Annotated in this window: 17 protein-coding genes; 5 read left to right on the top strand and 12 right to left on the bottom strand. The window is 71.6% G+C overall.

Annotation, left to right across the window (positions count from 1 at the left end):
- Positions 1-6: 6 nt before the first annotated feature.
- The gene (locus MMF94_RS10865; RefSeq protein WP_241036217.1) at positions 7-972 is read right to left on the bottom strand and encodes a PDR/VanB family oxidoreductase; all 966 of its coding nucleotides are present in this window, start codon (positions 970-972) and stop codon (positions 7-9) included.
- Positions 973-1,433: 461 nt separating this feature from the next.
- Positions 1,434-2,450: an LLM class flavin-dependent oxidoreductase gene (locus tag MMF94_RS10860; protein ID WP_241036216.1), complete on the bottom strand. Its 1,017-nt coding sequence runs from the start codon at positions 2,448-2,450 to the stop codon at positions 1,434-1,436.
- Positions 2,451-2,627: 177 nt separating this feature from the next.
- Here MMF94_RS10860 and MMF94_RS10855 point away from each other — a divergent pair, with 177 nt between their 5' ends.
- On the top strand, positions 2,628-4,142 hold the full coding sequence (locus tag MMF94_RS10855) for a GMC family oxidoreductase (RefSeq protein WP_241036215.1): 1,515 nt from the start codon (positions 2,628-2,630) through the stop codon (positions 4,140-4,142).
- On the opposite strand, the gene MMF94_RS10850 is transcribed toward MMF94_RS10855, so the two are convergent.
- Positions 4,129-5,235 (bottom strand): M28 family peptidase, encoded by a 1,107-nt coding sequence (locus tag MMF94_RS10850; protein WP_241036214.1) that lies wholly within the window; start codon positions 5,233-5,235, stop codon positions 4,129-4,131. The two genes, MMF94_RS10855 and MMF94_RS10850, sit on opposite strands and share 14 nt — an antisense overlap.
- Positions 5,236-5,511: 276 nt before the next feature.
- Here MMF94_RS10850 and MMF94_RS10845 point away from each other — a divergent pair, with 276 nt between their 5' ends.
- Complete coding sequence (locus tag MMF94_RS10845; protein WP_241036213.1) at positions 5,512-6,747, top strand: cytochrome P450; 1,236 nt, start codon at positions 5,512-5,514, stop codon at positions 6,745-6,747.
- Positions 6,748-6,751: 4 nt separating this feature from the next.
- Complete coding sequence (locus tag MMF94_RS10840) at positions 6,752-6,946, top strand: ferredoxin (RefSeq protein WP_379660422.1); 195 nt, start codon at positions 6,752-6,754, stop codon at positions 6,944-6,946.
- Positions 6,947-7,040: 94 nt separating this feature from the next.
- Here MMF94_RS10840 and MMF94_RS10835 read toward each other — a convergent pair whose 3' ends face one another.
- Both MMF94_RS10835 and MMF94_RS10830 read right to left on the bottom strand, forming a co-directional pair.
- The gene (locus tag MMF94_RS10835) at positions 7,041-8,069 is read right to left on the bottom strand and encodes an alpha/beta fold hydrolase (protein ID WP_241036212.1); all 1,029 of its coding nucleotides are present in this window, start codon (positions 8,067-8,069) and stop codon (positions 7,041-7,043) included.
- A complete protein-coding gene (locus MMF94_RS10830) occupies positions 8,066-8,557 on the bottom strand; it encodes an anthrone oxygenase family protein (RefSeq protein ID WP_241036211.1) in 492 nt (163 codons plus the stop codon). Before MMF94_RS10830 ends, MMF94_RS10835 begins: the two co-directional genes overlap by 4 nt.
- Before the next feature lie 82 nt (positions 8,558-8,639).
- Between MMF94_RS10830 and MMF94_RS10825 the strand changes: the two genes are divergently transcribed.
- Positions 8,640-11,771, top strand: coding sequence for an AfsR/SARP family transcriptional regulator (locus MMF94_RS10825; protein WP_241036210.1), 3,132 nt, complete (start codon positions 8,640-8,642; stop codon positions 11,769-11,771).
- A 31-nt stretch (positions 11,772-11,802) separates the two neighbouring features.
- On the opposite strand, the gene MMF94_RS10820 is transcribed toward MMF94_RS10825, so the two are convergent.
- The 3 genes from MMF94_RS10820 to MMF94_RS10810 are packed head-to-tail and all read right to left on the bottom strand — an operon-like array spanning position 11,803 to position 15,350.
- Entirely contained in the window at positions 11,803-14,106 is a 2,304-nt protein-coding gene (locus MMF94_RS10820) for a heavy metal translocating P-type ATPase (RefSeq protein ID WP_241036209.1), read from the bottom strand.
- Positions 14,106-15,086: a DUF748 domain-containing protein gene (locus MMF94_RS10815; RefSeq protein ID WP_241036208.1), complete on the bottom strand. Its 981-nt coding sequence runs from the start codon at positions 15,084-15,086 to the stop codon at positions 14,106-14,108. Before MMF94_RS10815 ends, MMF94_RS10820 begins: the two co-directional genes overlap by 1 nt.
- 54 nt (positions 15,087-15,140) lie before the next feature.
- Positions 15,141-15,350, bottom strand: coding sequence for a heavy-metal-associated domain-containing protein (locus tag MMF94_RS10810; protein WP_241036207.1), 210 nt, complete (start codon positions 15,348-15,350; stop codon positions 15,141-15,143).
- 289 nt (positions 15,351-15,639) lie between these two features.
- Here MMF94_RS10810 and MMF94_RS10805 point away from each other — a divergent pair, with 289 nt between their 5' ends.
- The gene (locus MMF94_RS10805) at positions 15,640-16,419 is read left to right on the top strand and encodes an MgtC/SapB family protein (RefSeq protein ID WP_241036206.1); all 780 of its coding nucleotides are present in this window, start codon (positions 15,640-15,642) and stop codon (positions 16,417-16,419) included.
- Here MMF94_RS10805 and MMF94_RS10800 read toward each other — a convergent pair.
- The 4 genes from MMF94_RS10800 to MMF94_RS10785 all read right to left on the bottom strand — a co-directional run bounded on the left by MMF94_RS10800 (position 16,376) and on the right by MMF94_RS10785 (position 21,728).
- The gene (locus MMF94_RS10800; RefSeq protein WP_241036294.1) at positions 16,376-17,800 is read right to left on the bottom strand and encodes an MFS transporter; all 1,425 of its coding nucleotides are present in this window, start codon (positions 17,798-17,800) and stop codon (positions 16,376-16,378) included. The two genes, MMF94_RS10805 and MMF94_RS10800, sit on opposite strands and share 44 nt — an antisense overlap.
- Before the next feature lie 140 nt (positions 17,801-17,940).
- Positions 17,941-18,666, bottom strand: coding sequence for a ribose-5-phosphate isomerase RpiA (gene rpiA / locus MMF94_RS10795; RefSeq protein ID WP_241036205.1), 726 nt, complete (start codon positions 18,664-18,666; stop codon positions 17,941-17,943).
- A gap of 47 nt (positions 18,667-18,713) precedes the next feature.
- Positions 18,714-20,228 carry a xylulokinase gene (gene xylB / locus MMF94_RS10790; RefSeq protein WP_241036204.1) on the bottom strand — a complete coding sequence of 505 codons (1,515 nt, stop codon included), beginning with the start codon at positions 20,226-20,228 and terminating at the stop codon, positions 18,714-18,716.
- A 57-nt stretch (positions 20,229-20,285) separates the two neighbouring features.
- Positions 20,286-21,728 (bottom strand): aldehyde dehydrogenase family protein, encoded by a 1,443-nt coding sequence (locus tag MMF94_RS10785; RefSeq protein WP_241036203.1) that lies wholly within the window; start codon positions 21,726-21,728, stop codon positions 20,286-20,288.
- Between the last annotated feature and the right edge of the window lie 16 nt (positions 21,729-21,744).

Genomic DNA, 21,744 nt, shown 5'->3' with positions numbered 1-21,744 from the left:
AGGGCGTCAGAGGTCGAGCACGAGCCTCGGGCATGCCGCGCGGGAGACACAGATGAACATCGTGTCGTTGGCGGCCATCTCCTCGTCGGTGAGCAGGGAGTCGCGGTGGTCCACCTCTCCGGCGAGCACGACGGTCTCGCAGGTGCCGCAGGTGCCCTCCTGGCAGGAGGAGAGGACCTGGATGCCCGCGTCCTCCAGCACCTCGAGAATGGACCGGTCTGGGGGCACGGTGAGGGTGGTGCCGCTCTGGGCCAGCTCCACCTCGAACGAGCCGGACAGCACCGGCTCGCCCTGCTCCTTCGGCGTGAACCGCTCGGTGTGCAGTGAGCCGGACGGCCAGCTCGCGCAGCGCTGCTCGACCGCGTCGAGCAGGGGGCCAGGACCGCAGCAGTAGACGAGCGTGCCGCCGGCCGGCTCGCCGAGCAGCGAGTCGAGGTCGAGCAGGCCGTGCTCGTCCTGCGGGCGCAGCACCACCCGCTCCTCGCCGTGTGCGGCGCGCAGCTGCTCCACGAACGCCATGGAGGCCGCGGTGCGGCCGCCGTACACGAGCTGCCAGTCGGCGCCTGCGGCCGTGGCGGCCCCGAGCATCGGCATGATCGGCGTGATCCCGATCCCGCCGGCGATGAACAGGTAGCGGGTGGCGGGTTCCAGCGGGAAGTGGTTGCGCGGACCCCGCACCCGCACGGTCGTGCCGGTGCTCAGCTTGTCGTGGACGAATGCGGAGCCGCCCCGGCCGTCGGGCTCCTGCAGCACCGCGACCTGCCACGCGCTGCGCTCGGCCGGGTCGCCGCACAACGAGTACTGCCTGGTCAGGTCGTCGCTGAGGACGAGATCGACGTGCGCGCCCGGCGTCCACCCGGGTAGTTCGCCGCCGTCGGGGTGGCGCAGGGTGAGGGCGACGACCCCGTCAGCGGCGACGTGACGGTCGGCGACCAGGACGTCGAACTCGGACTCGGTGTGCGTGCTCTTCACGAGAAGCTCCAGGGGTGGCGGGGGCGGGTCGGCGGCCGGCCCGGATACGGGCGGGGATAGCCCGGACCCGGGCGGATCGCCCCACCGCGTGTGCCGGCGCTCCACGGAGCCGTCAACATGGCGAGCTCCCTCCGGTTCGATTGGCTCGTTCTGCTCGGGGGAACGCCGCCCCCGGCTTCGGAGGCGACGCGGCGTACACGAACGTCCACGAGATGGTCGCCCGGATCGCGGGGGGCAGCGAAACGCGATTTCCGTTTGATGGAAGGAGAACCGGAAAGTCGAGCTGTCGAATTGGTCACTCACCGGCACGCACAGGCGGTAAATCGTGACGAGCAGGCACGAAGAGGGCCCGGCGGCGAAGCCGAAGCCGACGATGCCATCACTCCCACTGATACCCTCCGGCTGCTCGCACCGGTCCTGATGACCGCGCAGGTCCGGGCGGTAGGAGCGCCACCGCACGATCAGTTGCGGTTCGCGGCCTCGGCCGCCACCGTGGTGATGATCAGCTCGAAGGACCGCGTGCGGTCGGCGAGGTCGTAGACAGGAGTCATGATCATCAGCTCGTCGGCGCGGCACTCGGCCACGAGCTTCGCCAGCCGCCGCACGACCGCGTGGGGTCCGCCCCGCACCTGGTGCATCCGCGCCTGCGAGATGACGTCCAGATCCGCTCCGCTGGGCTCGTAGTACGAGGCCGCCTCAGGCGACAGCAACGTCGGCGTCCGGCCGGCCACGAGGTCCGCACGGAGCAGGTCGGCGGGGCGGCAGAGCACCTCGGCCCGCTCGTCGGTGTCCGCGCACACGGCCTGCACCGACAACATCACGTAGGGCCTTCCGGACCATCGCGAAGGCTGGAAGACCTCGCGGTAGCGGGCGACGGTGGCGGTGGTGTTCTCCGGGCGGATGTGGTGGCCGACCACGAGCGGCAGTCCCAGGTCCGCGGCCAGCTGCGCGCCGTGCTGGCTCGTCGCCAGCAGCCAGAGCGGCGTCGAGCTCTCGTACCACGGGAGCAGCACGAGGTCGTCGGTCGAGATTCCGCCGGCGAGGAACTCGATCAGGGCGCGCACATCGCGCGCGTAGTCGGTCGCTCCGCGGCCCATCGAGGAGCGCCGCAACGCCTGGACGGCGCGTTCGTTGGTGGTGCCTGCACCGCTGCCGACCCCCAGGTCGATCCGTCCGGGATGGAGGGCGTCGAGGGTGGCGAACTGCTCGGCCACGGCGAACGGTGCGTGGTTGCTCAGCATCACGCCCCCGCAACCCACCATGATCGACGAGGTCGATGCGGCCACTTGTGCAATGATCACTGCCGGCGCGACACCGGCGGAAATGTACGTGCTGTGGTGTTCCCCGACCCAGAACCTCCGATAACCGAGCCGCTCGATCCGCCGGGCCATCTCGACCGTGTCGGCCAGCGCTTCCTGCGCCGAATGTCCTTCTTGTACCCACGTGAGTTCCAGGACGGACAGCGGAACGGAGATCATGGAGTCACGTTAACGCCAGCACTCATATCGAAGTGATCGCCCGTGCCGTTCGGTCGACCGGTCGAACGGGATGGTAAATGTGATTGTCGAGAGAGTCCGAGACGATCGTCCGATCTGTGTGCAGGCTCGGGACGTTCATCCGATACGGGTCCGACGGGGGAAAAGAAAATAATGTCGGTGTACGACTACATCGTGGTCGGTGCGGGGTCTGCCGGCTGCGTGGTGGCGGCGAGGCTGTCGGAGGATCCGTCCGTCCGGGTTCTGCTGCTCGAAGCGGGCCGGGCCGAGGGGGTGGACCCACAGGCGATGGCGGATCCCCACCTCTGGCCCAAGCTGCTCGGCACCGACGTGGACTGGGGCCACACGACCGTGCCGCAGGAGGGTCTGGGCGGAGCGACGATGCGGGTGTCGCACGGCAGGATCCTGGGCGGTTCGGGAAGCATCAACGCATCGATTTTCGTGCGCGCCCACCGGGCCAATCTCGACGCGTGGGTGGCGGCCGGGGCAACTGGCTGGGACCACGACACGCTGCTGCCCTATTTCAAGCGCAGCGAACAGGCGAGCGGCCGCGACCCGCGTTATCGGGGAATGGACGGGCCCTTGGTGCTGACATCCGCACCCCGGCCCAGCGCGCTGATCGCCGACGCCTTCGACGCGGCACTCGCCGCCGGATTCCCGAAAAGCCACGACATCAACGGAAGCACCCCGGACGGCGTGAGTTGGCACGACACGGCCGTTGTGGACGGAAAGCGGCGAGGCGTGGTCGACGCCTACCTGCTCCCCGCTCTCTTCCGGCCGAACCTGACCGTGCTGACCGAGGCGCTGGCCGGCCGTCTCGTCGTCGAGGACGGACGCTGCTGCGGAGTCCAGTACACGCTGCACGGGCGTGCCGTCGAGGACGTCGCGAGCGCGGAGGTGGTGCTCACCGCGGGAGCCATCGGATCCCCGCACCTCCTGCTCGCGTCGGGGATCGGGCCGCCGGATCATCTCGCCGAAGTCGGTCTCGACGTCGTCGCGCAGGCGCCAGGGGTGGGGCAGAACCTGCACGACCACGTCATGAGCAGCGTGGTCTACCAGGGCTCGGAGGCCGCTCTCCCGTTCGTCCGGTCGGGTCGGCTCGACCAGTTCAGCGTGCGCTGGCGCACCGATCCCGAGGCCGCGGAGCCGGACTTCCAGCTCGTCGCCGTGGACTCGTCGTTCCACTCCGCGGCCGTTGCCGCGCCCGTGGACGCCTACTCGATCGTCTTCGCGCTGCTCACCCCGGCGAGTCGCGGCACGGTCCGGCTGGCCGACGCCGACATCGCCACGCCGCCGGTGCTCGACCCGAACTACCTTGCCGACCCCCGTGACCGCAGTCGCATGATCGGCGGGCTGCGGCTGGCCCGCGCGATCGGCGGCCGCTCGCTCATGAGGGCATGGCACGACGGGGAGGCACTGCCGGGCCCGGACGTCCAGGACGACGACGCCTGCATGGACTACCTGCGGCGCAGCACCATGTCCTACTTCCACCCCGCCGGCACCTGCCGGATGGGCACCGACCCGGAGGCCGTGGTCGATCCCACGCTGCGGGTGGTCGGGGTGGACGGGCTGCGCGTCGCCGACGCCTCGGTCATGCCCTCGCCCATCTCCGCCAACAACAACGCGACCGTCGTGGCGATCGCCGAGCGTGCCGTCGACCTCATCCGGAGGTGAGCGCGGACCGTCCTCCGGGCGGACGGCCATCGGCCGACATCGCGAAGTGGGCCACCGTGCCGGCAAGGGCGCGGGTGAAGCGGTCCATGGCGACGAGATCGAGCTTGTCGATCCGGTCGCGGGGCGTGTGGTACTGCGGATCGAACCGCTCGCCTGCCTTGCCGCCCCAGCGCAGGGCCTGCTTCTCGGTCTTCTTCTGCCGGTCGCCGGTCATGACCCCACCGGACGGGATGCCGGCGTTGATGAAGGGCGCGAAGTCGGACTCGCCGTCGAAGGGCACGGTCCTGGCGACGACACCGGCGGCCGCGAGCTGCTCGACCAGTACGACCGCCACCTGCGCGGAGCCGGGCGGCCCGAACTTCTTGCGGCTCTTCCCCTCGCCGCCCTGCACGAAGTAGCCCGCGTTCGACGAGGCGATCATGTCGACGTTGACGTAGAGCATGAGGTCGTCGAGATCGCTGCGCGAGAGGGTCCGCACATAGTGCGTCGATCCCCCCATGTCGTCCTCCTCGGAACCCCAGAAGGCGAACCTCACCGCGTTGCGGATCGGGGGTGAGGCGCCGAGCCGCGTCGCGATCTCGAGCAACGCGCTGACCCCCGAGCCGTTGTCGTTGATCCCCGGCCCCCTGCGTACGGAGTCCAGGTGCGCACCGATCACGACGACCCGCGTCGGATCTCCGGTGCGGGTCTGGGCGAGGACGTTGCAGCACGAGGTCTCCCCCGGGCGCCTGCGGCGCTTGGGCAGCGGATACCGGGGTGTGCTGACGTCGTAGCCCGCGGTGTCGAGGACGTCGGCCACGTACCGGACGCTCGCCTCGTAGCCCGGGCTGGGGCAGGCTCGGTTGCCGCCGTTCTCGTCGGCGATCCGCTGGAGGGCGGCGAGATGTGGACCGGTGCCCGCCTCGGTGGCGGGGACCACGAGCGGCCGTGCTCCGTCCACTGTGACCGTCGGAGGTGGGGAGGCCTCGGTCGCGGAACGCTGTACGAGCTCGACGACGACACGGGCCGGGGGATCCCCGGGCGCGGTGGGATCGACAGCAAGCACGACGTGCGGGTTCTCCCGCTCGTCGGATCGGTCGTTGTTGCCGGACACGTGTCCTCCTCGCCGTCTGCTTCAGGAGCCCTGCGGTCCGGAGGCCCGTGTCCAGTCTGTACCCGGCCCGCCGGAACCACCACGGCCCGAACGCGTCGCGTTCCCTCACGGAGCGGATTCGCCCGGTGGTGCAGGGTCTGCTCGGAAGATCCGAAATACGCACGTCGAGCGGGTAGGCCGGAATGCCGGACGGGCTTTCTCCTTCAAACGAGTGTTACTGACAGTAACTACTTAGCGTAGCTAATATGGCGGGATAGCACGGATGAGGAGGTCGTCATGACACCCACCACGATCACGGCCGGACACGACGCGAACGCATCGGCGGAGCCGACCTACCCGATGGCGCGCACCTGCCCGTTCGACCCACCGGCCGAGCTCGCGCAGCTCCGGGCCGAGAAGCCGATCACCCGGATCCGGTTGTGGGACGGCGGCTCACCGTGGCTCGTCACTCGCTATGAGGACGTCCGCAACCTGCTCGCCGATCCGCGGGTCAGTTCCGACACGCGCCTGCCGAACTACCCGTTCCAGTCGCCCGGACTGCGCGCGCGGCGTCTCACCTCGCGGAGCTTCATCGGGATGGACGACCCGGACCACGCGCGATACCGGAAGATGATCATCAGCGACTTCACGGTGCGGGGCACCGAGTCGCTGCGCCCGCTGATCGAGAAGATCGTGAACGACCTGCTCGACGCGTTGGAGCGCGGTCCGCGGCCGGTCGACCTCGTGGAGGAGTTCGCGCTCCCGCTGCCGTCGATGGTCATCTGCCACATGCTCGGCGTGCCCTACGCCGACCACGACTTCTTCCAGGACCACTCCCGGGCGCTCCTCGACGTCTCGGCCGACCCGCAGGAGACCGTGCGGGCCAACGACGAGCTCCGCGCCTACCTGACCACGCTGATCGCGAAGAAAGAGGCCTCGCCGACCGACGACATCCTGGGTCGGCTCGCGCAGCGCTACGTGTCGACCGGCCAACTGAGCCGCTCCGAGGCCGCGACGATGGGCCTGCTGCTGCTCGTCGCCGGCCACGAGACCACGGCGAACATGATCGCCTTCGGCACGCTCACGCTGCTGGAGCACCCCGAGCAGGCCGCCGAGGTGCGCGACGGCGACACCGCCGTGGTGAAGAGCGCCGTGGAGGAACTGCTGCGCCTGCTCACCGTCGTCCACACCGGACGGCGCCGGGTCGCGCTCGAGGACATCGAGATCGGCGGGGTGACCATCCGCGCGGGCGACGGGCTCATCACCGCGACCGAGTCGGCCAACCGGGACCCGTCGGCGTTCGCGTCCCCGGACGAGCTCGACATCCACCGCGGCTCGAACCACCACGTGGCCTTCGGCTTCGGTGTGCACCAGTGCCTCGGGCAGCCGCTGGCCCGGCTGGAGCTGCAGATCGCCTACCCGGCGTTGCTGCGCCGGTTCCCCGATCTGCATCTCGCGGTGCCGCTGGAGGAGATCCGCTACCGCGACAAGATGGTCGTCTACGGGGTGCACGAACTCCCGGTGAGCTGGTGATGACATGAGTGGCGTGAAGATCACGGTCGAGCGGGATCGCTGTATCGGGGCGGGCCAGTGCGTGCTCAACGCCCCGGAGCTGTTCGACCAGGACGACGAAGGCACGGTGGTCGTGCTGGAACAGCCGTCGCCGGAGCAGGAGCCCGCGGCCCACGCGGCGGAGCACGCCTGCCCGGCCCGCGTGATCACATTGGCCTGACAGCACGATCCCGGCCCGCCCGCGACATGGTCACATCACGCTGTTCGAACGCGATCAGAACAGCGATACGTGACCATGTCGCGCTCGTGGGCGCCTACTGGCCGGCGTGTTCTCGCAGGAACGTTCGGGCTTCCTGCTGCGCGGTGGGTGCGGCCGGGCTCAGCCAGAAGCCCAGGTGGTCGTCGTCCTGCATCCAGAAGTGCTGCGCCCCCGGTATCTGCTGCTCGGCGTTCACCCCGTCGTCGAACGGGACGTCGCCGTCCTGTGTCGCGTGCACGATCAGGACCGGTGCGGTGATCTGTGCGAGCGGGAGCGGCGCCATCGTCCGAACCTGCGTGGCGTCGTTGCGGGTGCCGTCGTTGCGGAGGTCGTAGGGGAACGTCGTGTCGAGCATCGCCGCGAAGAGCTCCCGGACCTCGGGTGTGTTCATGATGCGATCGGTGCGCTGTGCCTTCTGCTCGTCGGTGAAGGTGCTGGTCTCGTCGAGCGTGCTGGTCACGACCGAGCGGAGGGAGAAGGTGGCGGTCAGCCTCACCAGCTTGTCGCCGATCGTGTCCATGAACACCGTCCGCGCCGACGAGCCCGGCTCCGGGCCGGGCTTCGGTCTGCTCTGCGCGCCGACGGAGACCAGGCCCCACACGCGATCGGGATGGCGGGCGGCGAACGTGTAGGCCACGGGCCCACCGGCCGACGCCGCGAGGACGCCCACCTTCTCGATACCCAGCTCGTCCAGCAGAGCCGCGAAGAGGTCCGCCTGCTCCTGCGGGGTCCGGCCCGAGGAGAGCGGCGTGCCGAGGTACCCGGGCCGCGAGGGGGAGAGGATCCGGAACCCGTCGTCCTGCAGCCAGCCGGCGAACAACCGGCCCTGGTCGGCCCCGCCGAGTCCGGCGTGGACGGACAGCACGACCGGCCCGCTCGTGCCGTACATGTCGTACTGAACGGGCCCGAGCGGGGTGTCTACGGTTTTCAGGTCGATCGCGACGCCGGGCAGGAGTGCCCGCTGGTCGGCCGGGGTGTCGTTCCAGGCCAGCAGGCCGAGGACGACGAGCGCCGGAACACCGATCAGGACGACGACCGCGACGACGACGATCCGCCTGGCCAGCGGGGCCCGGGTTCGGCTCACACCGCCACCGCGGCGCGGGCCGGGCGCAGGAGCCCGGCAGCGGCGATGACCAGTGCGAACGCACCGATCGCGGTGGCGACGCGGATGTCGTTGAAGACGCCCCAGGTGGCCAGCCGTTCCTGGTAGTCGGGCGCGAGCGCGCCGGCGGCCCATGTCCTGATCTCGGCGTTGAAAGGGACGTTGCCGAACCTCGTGACGAGGAACGTGGCGACGGTGAGCACGGTGGCGCCCACGGCACAGGCGCGAGCCCGGCCGCGTGCCCCGATGGCGAGCCCGGCGGAGGTCACGAAGGACGCCGCCATGAGCGCCTGCATGACGATGGCGTTGAGGTTCATCAGCTCCGTGCGGAACGTGAGGTGCACGTCCAGCGGGACGGCCGCGAAGGTCGGGTTGACGTTGGCGAAGCCGTAGAACAGGGCCCCGGCGAGCAGACCGGTCGCCAGCTGTGCCGCCGCTGCGGCCGTTCTCGGGGAGATCACGCGTTGCATGGGCTCCACGCTGCCGCCGCCCGCTCACAAACCGCACACAAGGCGCACACAGGAATCGATCGGATGCTGGCACAGTGATCGGATGCAGGTGGGCATCCTCGGGCCGCTGGAGGTCCGGGTCGGCGGCGCCGACGTCGCCCTGGGAGGCGCCCGGCTGCGCACCCTGCTCATCCGGCTCGCGATCGACGCCGGGCGAACCGTGCCTGTGGCCGCTCTGGTCGAGGCACTCTGGCCGGAGGAGCCCGGGGCCGCGCCACGGCAGATACACGCCTTGCACTCACTGATGTCACGGCTGCGCCGGGCGATCCCCGGCGACGGGCGGGTGTGCTCGGTCGCGGGTGGCTACCGGCTCGAGCTGCCGCCCGACGCGGTGGACGCCGTGCGCTTCGAGCGGCTCGCCCGCGCCGGGCGCGTCGCCCTGCAGGGGTCGGACCCCCACACGGCACGAAGCGCCCTCGGGGAGGCCCTCGCGCTGTGGCGGGGCGCGGCTCTGGCGGACGTCGCGGACGAGCCGTTCGCCGCAGCCGACATCGCCCGGCTCGACGAGCTGCGGCTCGCCGCCACGGAGGACCGGGCGCAGGCCGAGTTGCTCGGCGGCGCCGAGCCCGCCGTCCTCGTCGCGGAGCTCACCGCGCTGACCACCGCACACCCGAGACGGGAGCGGGCCCAGGCGCTTCTCCTGCGCGCCCTGCATGCGGACGGCCGATCGGCCGAGGCGCTCGAACGCTATGAGTACCTGCGCTCCGCGCTCGCGGACGGGCTGGGAACCGATCCGTCACCCCAGTTGCGCGCCGCCCATCTCGCGGTGCTGCGCGCGGAGGAACCCCGGAGCGCACGGCACCGGCGTGGCAACCTCCGCACGGCACTGACGACGTTCGTCGGACGCCAGGAGGAACGCGCACTGGTCGCACGTCGACTGGGCGCGAGCAGGCTCGTCACCCTGACCGGGCCGGGTGGTGCCGGCAAGACGCGCCTCGCGACGACCGTCGCGGCGGACATGGCCGGCGGGCTGCGCGGGGGAGCATGGCTGGTCGAGCTCGCCGCCGTGACGGATCCCGCCGGCGTCGCGCAGGCCGCGCTCGACGCGTTCGGCAGCCAGGGCACCGGCTCCGCGGCGGGCCACCCGATCGACCGCCTCGTCGACGCCGTCTCGCCCGCGCCCACGCTGCTGGTGCTGGACAACTGCGAGCACCTTCTCGACGCCGCGGCCGTGGTCTGCGAGGAGCTGCTCGTCAGGTGCCCCGCGCTCTCCGTGCTCGCCACGAGCCGCGAACCGCTCGGCATCACGGCGGAGGCGCTCGTCCCGGTTCCGCCGCTGCCGCTCGCGGCCCCCACCGCGAGCGTCGAGGAGATCCGCGAGAGTCCCGCCGTCCGGCTCTTCGCGCAGCGGGCGGCGGCCGCGGATCCCGATTTCGTGCTCGCCCGGGAGACCACGACTGCCGTCGCCGACGTCTGCCGGCACCTGGACGGACTGCCGCTCGCGATCGAGCTCGCGGCGGCACGAGCGCGCTCTGTCCCGGTCGAGTACCTCGCCACGATGCTCGACGACCGTTTCCAGCTCCTCACCGGCGGCAGCCGCACCGTCCTGCCCCGCCACCGCACCCTGGCCGCCGTGATCGGCTGGAGCTGGGAGCTGCTGACCGAGGACGAGCGCCGCCTCGCCGAGGCGTTGTCCGTCTTCCCCGGCACGATCACGCCGGCCGCGGCGGAGTGCGTCGGCCCGTCCGGGATTCCGGTGGCGCCGACCCTCGGGGCGCTCGTGGACAAGTCGCTGCTGCACCGGGTGGCCGGGCCCGGCGTGCGCTACCGGATGCTGGAGACGATCCGGGAGTACGGCCTGCGCCGCCTGAGCGCGAGCGGTGACGCCGGCCGGGCAAGGGCGGCACACGCACGTCACTTCCTCGAGCTGGCCGAGGCTGCCATGCCCGATCTGCGCGGACCCGAGCAGCTGCGCTGGATCCCGGCGCTGACCGCCGAGCGGGAGAACCTCCTGGGTGCCCTGCGGCAGGCCCGCACCGTGGGCGACGACGACACCGCGGTGCGGCTGGCGGCCGCGCTGTCGTTCTTCCTCACCCTCCAGGGAGACCACGCCCAGGCGGCGCGGCTGCTGCGCGAGGCACTCGCGGTGCCCACCACGACACCGGTCACGATCCGCGCTCCCGCCGTGGCCGCCTACCTCATCAACACCGTGCTCTCGGGTGACGTGATCGAGGACGCGGCGGAGTTGGACAGGTTCCGGGCAGCAGCCGGGAGCGGTCACCCGTCGGCGCTGGTGATCGGTCCACTGCTGGCGACGTTGTCGGGCGACGCCGCAGGCGGTCTCATGGAGACCGAGCCACCGCCGAGGGCCGCCCGGTTCGGGAAGGGCATGTTCTGGCTGGTGCGGGCGTTGCTGCGAGGCGGCCACGGCGATCTGCCCGGGGCGCGTGGGGACCTGACGGCGGCCGCAGGTGAGTTCCGCGCCCTCGGCGAGCGCTGGGGCAGCGCCGTGTCGCTGACCTACCTCGGAGCCGCACAGCTCCTCCTCGGCGATCGGGACGGGGCGCTCGCCGCCCTGCTCGACGCCTGCGTGCCGGCCGCCGAGCTCGGCAACGACGACCACCAGCGCGTGTGGCTGGCCACCGCGTACATCTACGCCGGGGACACCGACCGCGCGCGGGCCGAGCTGAGCACCGTGATCGCCGGTCACCCCGCCGCCCACCACCTGGCGCTGGCGCGGATGCGGCTCGGCGACATGGACCGTCAGGACGGCGACCTCGTCGCGGCCGCCCGTGAGTACGACCATGCGCTGCACGCCGCGGGCGATGAGAGCGACCGGCAGTTCCGGGTGAAGTACCGATCAGGCCTCGCGCAGCTCTCGCTGGCCCGCGGTGACATCGCGGGCGCCCGCAGCGACCTGCACGCCGCCCTCGCCGGGGCCGTGGCCACCGCCGACGCCACGCAGCTCGGGATCGTCGCCGCCACGATCGCCTCGCTGCGGGCCTGCCAGGGTGTTCCCGACGCCGCTGCGGTGGTGCTCGGCGCCGGCCACGCGGTGCGCGGCGCGGCCGACGCCCACCATCCGGACGTGGCCCGGCTGACGGACGAGCTGCGGCGCGCCCTCGGCGATCGGTTCACCGGCCGCTACGAGCAGGGTCGCGCCCTCGACCGCCGGGGCGCGACCGCGCTGCTCAGCTCCGAGATCGCGGCGGCCGACCGGCTCGGGTGGTCATAGACTCGGGCCGGTCGGCCGCACGCGGTGGTGCTCAGCCGGCGTGGCTGCGGAACCGGCGCAGCCGCAGGCTGTTCCCCACGACGGACACCGAACTGAACGCCATCGCGGCTCCGGCGAGCATCGGGTTGAGCAGGCCGGTGGCGGCGAGGGGCAGGGCGGCCAGGTTGTAGGCGAACGCCCAGAACAGGTTCCCCTTGATCGTGCCGAACGTGCGGCGGGAGAGCCTGATGGCATCGGCGGCGGCACGGAGGTCGCCGCGCACAAGGGTGATGTCCGCCGCCTCGATGGCGACGTCGGTTCCCGTGCCCATGGCGAGGCCCAGGTCGGCCCGGGTGAGGGCGGCCGCGTCGTTCACGCCGTCGCCGACCATGGCGACGACCCGGCCCCGCCGCTGCAGCTCCTCGATGACCCCGAGCTTGTCGGCCGGCAACACCCCGGCGATCACCGTCTCCGGACCGACGTCGATCCCGACCTCCCGGGCGACGGACTCCGCGACCGCGCGGTTGTCGCCCGTGAGGAGCACCGGCGTCAGTCCGAGCGCCCGCAGCTGCGCGATCGCCTCGGCGGAGGTGGGCTTCACGGCATCGGCGACGACGAGCACCGCACGGGCCTCGCCGTCCCACGCCACCGCCACCGCTGTGCGGCCCTGGGCGGCCGCGGCCTCCTCGGCGGCGGCGAGCTCTCCGGTCAGAGGAACGCTCCACTGTTCGAGCAGCGCGGGCCGGCCGACGAGCACGGCGTGCCCGTCGACGATCCCCTTAACTCCGAGACCCTCGTGGTTGGAGAACTCCGTCACCTCGGGCAGGTCGCCGACCTGCTCACGAGCGGCGTTCGTGATCGCCGCGGCGATCGGGTGCTCCGAGGCGTTCTCCAGGGCTCCGGCGAGCCGGAGCACCGTCTGCTCGTCGGTGCCGGTGGCGGGGTGCACGGCGAAAAGGCCCATCCGGCCGGTGGTGACCGTGCCGGTCTTGTCGAGCACCACGGTGTCGACGCGGCGCGTGGACTCGAGCACCTCGGGGCCCTTGATGAGAATGCCGAGCTGCGCGCCGCGGCCGGTCCCCACGAGCAGCGCGGTCGGCGTGGCGAGGCCCAGTGCGCACGGGCAGGCGATGATCAGCACCGCGACGGCGGCGGTGAGCGCGGTGGCGGCCCCCGCACCGGTGCCGAGCCAGAACCCGAGCGTGATCACGGCCAGCGCGATGACGACCGGCACGAAGATCCCGGAGATCGCGTCGGCGAGCCGCTGGACCTGCGCCTTGCCGGTCTGGGCGTCCTCCACCAGCTTCGCCATCTGCGACAGCTGGGTGTCGGCCCCGACGCGGGTGGCACGGACCACGAGCCGCCCACCGGCGTTCACGGTGGCGCCGACGACCGGGTCGCCGGGGCGCACCTCGACCGGGACCGACTCGCCCGTGAGCATCGAGGCGTCGACGGCGGAGGTGCCGTCGAGGACGACACCGTCGGTGGCGAACTTCTCCCCGGGCCGCACGACGAACCGGTCGCCGACGACGAGCTGCGTGATCGGGATCCGCTCCTCGGCATCAACGCCGCCACGACGGCGCAGAACGGCGGCGTCCTTCGCACCGAGCTCGAGGAGCGCCCGCAGCGCGGCCCCGGCCAGGCGCTTCGAGCGGGCCTCGAAGTAGCGCCCGGCAAGGATGAACGTGGTGACACCGGCGGCGACCTCGAAGTAGATGTTGCCGGCGCCGTCGCTGCGCCCGACCGTCAGCTCGAACGGGTGGGTCATGCCGGGCACCCCCGCCGTGCCCCAGAGCAGCGCGTACAGCGACCAGGCGAACGCCGCGAGGGTGCCCAGCGAGATGAGGGTGTCCATCGTGGCCGCGCCGTGGCGCAGGTTCGCCCAGGCCGCCCGGTGGAACGGCCACGCCGCCCACACCACTACCGGCCCGGCGAGCGCGAGTGAGATCCACTGCCAGTAGGTGAACTGCAGAGCGGGGATCATCGCGAGTGCGATCACCGGGACCGAGAGCACCGTGGACCCGATGAGGCGCTGCCGGAGAGCCCGGGTGTCGTCCGGCTCGTCGTCGACGATCCCTGCAGCGGGCTCGTCCGACGCCGGGCGGGGCACCTGTGCGGTGTAGCCGGCGGCCTCGACCGCGGCGACGAGCTCCGCCGCGTCGACCCCCGCGGGCGCGACGACCTTCGCCTTCTCCGTGGCGTAGTTCACCGTGGCGGTCACGCCGTCGAGCTTGTTGAGCTTGCGCTCGATGCGGTTGGCGCAGGACGCGCAGGTCATCCCACCGATGACGAGCTCGACCTCCTGCCCGGCCGGCGCGCTCGTCGTCCCGGTTGCCTGTGCGGCTGTGGTCGTCATCACCGGTGTCCGTTCTGTGCGTCGTGCCCGTGTCCCGGCTGTTCGGTGATCCCGGCGGGTTGCGCGGATGCACCACCCGCGGCCGTGGCGGTGGGCAGGGTGAACTCGGCGGTGCGCACGACTCCGGCGTGCTGGAAGTCGAGGAACAGCCGGTACGTCGCCGCCGACGGAACCTCGGCGATGAACCGGATCTGTGGCCCCGGCGTGGAGATCCCGTCGGGGTGCACGTGCAGGTACGCGAGGTCGCCCGCGCGCAGCGCGACGAGGTGCCCGTAGGCGCCCAGGTAGGACTCCAGGTCCGTGACGGGGACGCCGTCGCGGGTGACCGTGAGCGTCAGAGGGGATGCCTGGCCCGCTGTGAGGTCGCCGTCGAGACGGACCTCGTAGCCGTCGACCTGCGCAGTGGTGCTCGTCGGGTGTGTGGCGGGTGCGTAGTCGCCCGCCGCCGAGAGGTCGACGCCGAGAGTGGTGGGTGCACCCCCGGTGGGGACGAAGTCGGCGAAGACCCGGTAGCTGCCGCCCGCGGGCACGGTCAGCGATGTCCGCCACGTCCCGTCGGGGTCCATCGTGGGGTGCAGGTGCTGGTAGGCGGTGGTGTCGCGGCGCACGACGATCAGGTGCAGCCGCTTGGTGTGCTCCTCGTCGAACGCGGTGATCGGGGAGCCGTCGGGTCCGGTGATGTGGAACGCGAAGTCGGTGGGGGTTCCCGCGGTGAGCGTCGGTGTGGTGGGCGTGAGGGTGTAGCCGCCCCTGCTCGACGCCAGCCCCGCAGGCTGGTCGACGACCTCCGTGACAGCGCCGCTGTGGTCGTCCCCGTGCCCGGCGTCCTCGGCGCCGGACATCTCCGCGGGCTCCGCACCTGTGGTGACGGTGGGAGCGGCGGAGGAGAAGGGACCGACAGCGGATCCGGTGACGTACGCGCCTGCGGTGAGCAGGGCGAGCACCGCGCCGTAGACGGAGAGTCTCGCTGCAGTGTTCATCTGCCGTCCTTGCTCGGGCCCGGCCGCGTCGGAGGCCGGGCGGTGGATGGCGGCCTACGAGGCCGCGAGCTGGTAGCCGGCCTCCTCGACCGCGGCGCGCACGTCCGCGTCGTCGACGGGGTCGTCGCTCGTGACGGTGACGGCGCCGGTGGGCAGGTCGACCGCGACGTCGCGGACGCCGCTGATCTCACCGATCTCCTCGCTCACCGATGCGACACAGTGCGCGCAGGTCATCCCGACGACCGTGTAGGTGCTCGTGCTCATCGTGCTGCTGCCTCTCCAGTAGTTCCGGATACCCTAGGGGGGTGCCGTATCCGCACCTGATGTTTACACCCCTGGGGGGTATGGGCGCAACAGGTTGCGAGGGGGCCCGCCGCTGACACGGCGTACTGTGGTCCGCTGCTCGTCAGGAACGAGCGGTGTTCGGCGGCCGGCGCAGCTGTCCTGCCGCCGCTCTCCCCGGCATCGCCGTCGGCGGAACAACAACCATTCACGACGCCGCGTCGGCGCGGGGTACCGCCGCGTGACACGACGACGGATGGGAGGAGTGGGCGTGGGCCTCGCACTACAACTCGGGGAGCCGACCGGTCAGGGCTGGACGCAGATCCTGGAGCTCGCGATCGCGCTCGTGCTGTCGGCAGCGATCGGGCTGGAACGGGAGCTGCGCAACAAGAGCGCCGGCCTACGGACGCACACCCTGATCGGGTTCGCCTCAGCTCTGATGATGCTCGTCTCCAAGTACGGCTTCACCGACGTCCTGGGCGACCACGTCGTCCTCGACCCGTCCCGCGTCGCAGCGCAGATCGTGTCCGGTATCGGGTTCATCGGCGCCGGGCTGATCTTCGTGCGCCGTGACGCCGTGCGCGGCCTGACGACCGCCGCGGCCGTCTGGGTGACCACCGCTGTCGGCATGGCAGCGGGCGCCGGCCTGCCGGTGCTGGCGGGGGCGGCAACCATCGGCTACTTCATCGTCGTCTTCGCCTTCCCGTGGCTGACCTCCTGGCTGCCGGACGGGCGGCAGCTGAGCCGCTTCGTCCAGGTGACCTACGAGGACGGGCGCGGCCTGCTCCGGGAGATCGTGAGCACCTGTACCAAGCGTGGATGGACCGTCGTGGAGCTGACGACGCGCCGCGTCGAGCCGGCGCCGGTCGACGCGCTGGTCGACAGCGGCGGCGACGGCGGTCCGCGACACGCGCCCGGCGTCCGACCGGTGTCGGTGATGCTCGAGCTGAGGGGCTCGATCGACCACGAGGAGCTCATCTCGGACCTCAACAACCTCTACGGCGTGCTCAGTGTGGCTGCGAGCGACCTCGGGCCCGATCCGGACTCGTGACGGGGATCAGCAGGGCGGAGACCAAGAGGACCAGCGCGACTGCTGTCAGCGTGAGCAGCGCCGTGCGCGGACCGTCGAACGTGCCGTCGGCGGGCCGCGCGTGCAGAGCGAGCGTCACGCACGCGACGCCGAGCGCCGTGCCGAGGCTGCGGGCCATGTTGACGAGCCCGCCGCCCGTGCCGGCGGTCCGGGTCGGGACGAAGCCCATGACGACGCTGTTGTTCGCCGGGGTGAAGATGCCGAGCGCGATGCCGAGCACGCCCAGCAGCGGCGCGAGCCACTCCGCGGTGAAGGGCGCGGCGGTGAGCAGGCCGGTCGCCACGACGATGAGCAGGGCGCCGAGAAGGCACCGTTGACGGTCGTTCCAGGTGGCCGGGAGTAGTCGTTCGCCGGTGGTGGCCGCGAGCGCGAACCCGGCCGGAAGTGCGGTCAGTACGAGCCCGGCCTGCAGTTCCGAGACCCCGGCCGAGGTGAGCGCCACGGGGACGAGGACGAGCGGGCCGAACAGGATCAGGTAGCCGCCCAGCGCTCCGACCAGTCCAGCCCTGACCGTGCGCGACCGCAGGAGCGGCGGATCGACCAGCGGCGCTTTCGACCGTCCCCGACGGGCACGGATGCCGATCACCGCACCTGCCGCAACGGCGAACAGGCACGCCGGCGCCCAATCCGGCAACGCGAGGCCGGACAGCGTCGACAGGCCGAGCAGACCGGCGGTGGTGGCGGTGACCATCAGCGCGAGGCCGGTCATGTCCCAGCGGGTGGCGCTGCTCCGCTCGCGCGTGCGGGGGAGCAGGAACACTCCCGCGGCCACACCCAGCACGCCGATCGGCACGTTGATGCCGAACACCCACCGCCAGCCGAGGCTGGAGACGAGCAGTGCGCCGATCGTCGGGCCGAGGGCGAGGCCGAGGGCCTGAGCGGCTGCCTGGATGCCCAGCCCGGCCCGCCGCCGGTGCGGGGGAGCACTCGTGGTGATCAGCGCAACGCTGTTGGCCTGGAGGAGAGCCGCCCCGACGCCCTGCACGACGCGGAACACGATCAGCCAACCGAGGTCCGGCGCCAGCGCGCAGGCCAGGGAGGCCGCTGTGAACACCACGAAGCCGTAGAGGTAGAGCAGCTTGCGACCGTAGGCGTCGGCCAGCCTGCCCACCGGGATCAGCAGCGCGGCCAGCGTCAGCAGGTAGGCGAGGGAGACCCACTGAACCCCGGCGAGAGAGGAGTCGAACTCTGCGCCGAGGGACCCGTAGGTGAGGGTGACGATGCTCGCGTCGAGCTGACCCATGAACGCGCCGAAGCAGACGGTGCCCACGGCGAGCAGCCAGGCGTTCGGCCGGTCGCGCAAACCGGCCGGGCGGGCCGGCTCCCTGGTGAGGACCGACATCCACACGATGGCTCCCTTGTGGCCGCACCTACGATCAGCAGTAATGACCGTACATTGCGCTCGCGGTTCCACCATATGGATAGCGTCACGCCGTGAGCCTGCGCACCTCGGCGGACCGGGGCGCGCAGGCTCCGGTGTGGCTATCGGAAGGTCCGGACCTCCGCGCTCCCGTCGGGGTGACCCACCACCATCGCGTCCGCGATACCCACGAAGAGGCCGTGCTCGACCACCCCCGGGATGTGGTTGAGCACGGCGGCGAGCCCGGGGACGTCGGGAATCGCGTCGAGATGGGCGTCGAGGATGTAGTGGCCGCTGTCGGTCACCAGCAGCTCGCCGTCCCGCATGCGGTTCGTGATCCGCACCTGGCCGAGACCGGCGTCGGCGAAGAGCCGGGCCAGGTGCCGGCGTGTGGAGACCCAGCCGAACGGCACCACCTCCACCGGCAGCGGGAACCGACCCAGCGTGGCGACGATCTTGGTGTCGTCGAGCACGGTGACCATCCGGTGCGACGCCCGCGCCACCACCTTCTCCCAGAGCAGGCAGGCCCCACCGCCCTTGATCATGTTGCCGGCACCGTCGATCTCGTCGGGGCCGTCGATCGTGAGGTCGAGCGGGGGGACGTCGTTCAGGTCCGCGAGGCGGATGCCGAGCTCCAGCGCGAGGTCCCGGGTCGCGGTCGAGGTCGGCACCCCCACCACGTCCAGGCCCTCCTGCACGCGCTCCGCGAGCGAGCGCACGAACCAGTGGGACGTCGTCCCGGAGCCGAGCCCGAGGAGCATCCCGTTGCGGACCTGGGTGTCCAGGGCGTGCACACCGGCGGCGACCTTGGCCCGATCCTGCTCGGTGCGTGGCCGTACCGTCGTCATCGCCGCACCGTCGTCATCGCCGCACCGTCGTCATCGCCGCACCGCCGTCATCGCTGGGCGTCCGCGAGCTGGGCGAAGGTGGGTTCCAACGTGCGGTAGAGGCCGCGGTGCACGGTGAACAGCCGCTCGTAGACCTCGGCGTTGCCGGCGTCGGGGGTGAAGCGGGAGGTCTCCCGCACGAGGCCCGCCGCGTCGGCGAGCGTTCCGAGGTCACCCGTGCCGACACCGGCCACCAGCGCGGCTCCGTATGCGCCGCCCTCGGCCGCACCCGTGACCGTGACGACCTCCCGGTTCAGCACGTCGGACAGCATCTGCATCCACAACGGCTCGACCGTGACCCCACCCGACACCCGCACCTGCGTGCAGTCCAGGCCCGTGGACTCGCACACCTCCACGATCTGGCGCAGGTTGAGCAGCACACCCTCCAGCACGCTGCGGGAGAGGTGGGCGGCCGAGTGCATCGGGGTGAGGCCCACCCAGCTGCCGCGTGCGTCGGGCGCCACGTGCGGGCAGCGCTCACCGAGCAGGTAGGGGAGGAAGAGCAGGTCCTCGGACCCCGGTGGTGCCTGCCGGGCCAGCTCCACGAGGCTGCTGTACTGCAGCTGCGGCCCGACCAGCGTGCGCAGCATGTCCCGCAGCCACTGGAAGGCGCCACCGGCCACCAGGGACACGCCCATCACGTGCCAGCGGTCCGGGGCGTTCCCGCAGGAGATCTGCAGGGTGCCGTCGATGTCGTCGGGGCAGGAGCCGCTCGCGCCCGCCACGATGCCCGCCGTGCCGAGCGTGATGCCGATGGCGCCGTCGTCGATGATGCCCATCGCGGTGGTCTGGATGACCGCGTCCCCGCCACCGCCGAACACCGGCGTCGACGCGGGCAGGCCCCAGCGCTGCGCCACCTCGGGCAACAGCGTGCCGGTGGCCTCGGGCGACTCGACGACCGGCGGCATGAGGTCCTCCGGGATGTCCAGCAGTCGCAACAGGTCGCTGCTCCAGCGGCGCTCGCGGACGTCGAACAGGCCGGTGCCGGACGCGTCGGAGACCTCCGTAACGAGCTCACCGGTCATCTGGAGGCGGATGAAGTCCTTGGGGTTGAGCAGGTGCCGCATGCCCTTGAACGACGTCGGCTCGTGCTGGCGGAGCCAGAGGATCTTGCCGGCGGTGAACCCCGGCAGCATGCGGTTCTGCACCAGGTCCAGCAGGCCTGGCAACCCGCCGGCCCGCTCGGTGATCTCCGCGCACTGCGGCGCCGCCCGCTGGTCGTTCCACAGGATGGCCGAGCGGATCACCTGGCGCTCCTCGTCGAGAGCGGTGAGGCCGTGCATCTGCCCGCTCAGGCCGAACCCGCGCACGGACGCGCCGGACGGCAGCCGCCCCACCAGATCCTGGACCGCGTCGTCGGTGGCCTTCCACCACAATGCCGGGTCCTGCTCCGCCCATCCGGGCCGGGTCGTCACGACCGGGTAGTCGCGCATGCTGGTGGCGAGGACCTGCCCGCTCGTGTCGAGGGCGAGCACCTTGCAGGCGGACGTTCCGAGATCGATCCCGATGAAACACGTCGTCATGCGTCTCTCCCTGGTCCGGCGGCTCGCCGTCGAGCCGCTCCCGGTGTCCGGTGGGTGTCAGCTGCGGTGACGGACCCGCACGTGCTTCATCTGGAGGTATCCCTCCATGCCCTCCCGGCCGTGCTCGTAGCCGAAGCCACTGCCCTTGCGCCCGCCGTAGGGGGCGTTGATCGTGCCCGCGTCGACGTTGTTCACCGCGACGCTGCCGAAGTCCAGGCGGCGGCCGAGGCCGAAGACCTCGCCCAGGTCCTCGGAGTACACGTAGGCCGCGAGACCGGCGGGGGTGCTGTTGGCCAGCTCGATCGCGGATTCGAGGTCGTCGTACGGGCTCACCCCGATGACGGGGCCGAAGGTCTCCTCGTGCATCACCAGCATGTCCTGCGTGCAGTCGGCCAGCACGGTCGGCAGGTAGTAGTTGCCGACGGACCGGTCGGCGGGACGGGCCCCGCCCACCAGCACCCGTGCCCCCTTCGACCGGGCGTCGGCGACGTGCCGCTCGCATCTCTCGAGGATCTCGACGTTGGTGACGGGGCCGACGTCGACGTTGTCCTCGCGCAGGCCGTCCCCCACCACCAGGCCCGCTGCCGCCTTGGCGAGCCGCTGCACGAACTCCTCGTAGAGGTCGGCGTGCACGTAGGCGCGGTTGATGGCGATGCAGATCTGCCCGGCGTTGCGGAAGGAACGCCGCAGAGCCCCGGTGACCGCCTGGTCGATGTCGGCCCGTGCCGTGACGATGAGCGGGCAGTTGCCGCCCAGCTCCATGGACAGCGGCTTCACCCCGGAGACGGTCTTGAAGATCGCTTCCCCGGTGGCCCCGGAACCGGTGAACGCCACCTTGCTGATCGCCGGATGGGCCACGAGCGCCCGTCCGGTCCCGCCGGCGCCGGTGACGAGGTTGGCCACACCGGCCGGCAGCTTCGCCGCCTCCAGACTGCGGAACACCTCGATCGCCGCCGACGGCGTGTACTCCGAGGGCTTCACCACGATCGTGCAGCCCGCGGCGAGCGCTGCGCACAGCTTCCAGCCGATGAGCTCCACCGGGTAGTTCCACGGCGTGATGGCCGCGACGACCCCGATCGGCTCCTTCTCGACCAGGCTCGTGAACCCCTCCTCCTCGTTCGGCAGGGTGGCGCCGGTGATCCGCGTGGCCTCCTCGGCGTAGAAGTGGAAGGTCTTCGCGAGCTTCTCCACCTCGCCGGTGGCCTCGGGGATCGGCTTGCCCATCTCCCGGGTGATGGCCGCCGCCACCTGGACCTTCGCGGCGGCGAGAGAGTCGCCCGCGGCGTGCAGGTAGCCGGCCCGCACCGTCGGGTTGACCCAGCGCCAGCTGTTCCACGCGCGCCTCGCGGCGATGACGGCTCGGTCGACGTCCTGCTCGGTGGAGTCGGGCACGCGGGCGACGACGTCTCCCGTGGCGGGGTCGTGCACCTCCAGCGTCGTGCCGTCGCCCTCCTCCCAGCGGCCGTCGATGTAGTTCCGGCCACGGGCGACGTGCTCCACCCCAGATCAGCTCCTC

This window comes from Pseudonocardia alaniniphila, assembly GCF_022524485.1.
Lineage (GTDB): Bacteria > Actinomycetota > Actinomycetes > Mycobacteriales > Pseudonocardiaceae > Pseudonocardia > Pseudonocardia alaniniphila.
Note: the sequence above shows the minus strand (reverse complement) of the source record. Positions and strands in the feature narration are given on the sequence as shown.

Excerpts from the sequence above, each read along its gene's own strand:
- MMF94_RS10825 (WP_241036210.1), top strand. The coding sequence starts at position 8,640 with ATGCAGGTGGGCATCCTCGGGCCGCTGGAGGTCCGGGTCGGCGGCGCC.
- MMF94_RS10800 (WP_241036294.1), bottom strand. The coding sequence starts at position 17,800 with ATGTCGGTCCTCACCAGGGAGCCGGCCCGCCCGGCCGGTTTGCGCGAC.
- MMF94_RS10845 (WP_241036213.1), top strand. The coding sequence starts at position 5,512 with ATGACACCCACCACGATCACGGCCGGACACGACGCGAACGCATCGGCG.
- MMF94_RS10815 (WP_241036208.1), bottom strand. The coding sequence starts at position 15,086 with ATGAACACTGCAGCGAGACTCTCCGTCTACGGCGCGGTGCTCGCCCTG.
- rpiA (WP_241036205.1), bottom strand. The coding sequence starts at position 18,666 with ATGACGACGGTACGGCCACGCACCGAGCAGGATCGGGCCAAGGTCGCC.
- MMF94_RS10840 (WP_379660422.1), top strand. The coding sequence starts at position 6,752 with ATGAGTGGCGTGAAGATCACGGTCGAGCGGGATCGCTGTATCGGGGCG.
- xylB (WP_241036204.1), bottom strand. The coding sequence starts at position 20,228 with ATGACGACGTGTTTCATCGGGATCGATCTCGGAACGTCCGCCTGCAAG.
- MMF94_RS10830 (WP_241036211.1), bottom strand. The coding sequence starts at position 8,557 with ATGCAACGCGTGATCTCCCCGAGAACGGCCGCAGCGGCGGCACAGCTG.
- MMF94_RS10820 (WP_241036209.1), bottom strand. The coding sequence starts at position 14,106 with ATGACGACCACAGCCGCACAGGCAACCGGGACGACGAGCGCGCCGGCC.
- MMF94_RS10860 (WP_241036216.1), bottom strand. The coding sequence starts at position 2,450 with ATGATCTCCGTTCCGCTGTCCGTCCTGGAACTCACGTGGGTACAAGAA.
- MMF94_RS10810 (WP_241036207.1), bottom strand. The coding sequence starts at position 15,350 with ATGAGCACGAGCACCTACACGGTCGTCGGGATGACCTGCGCGCACTGT.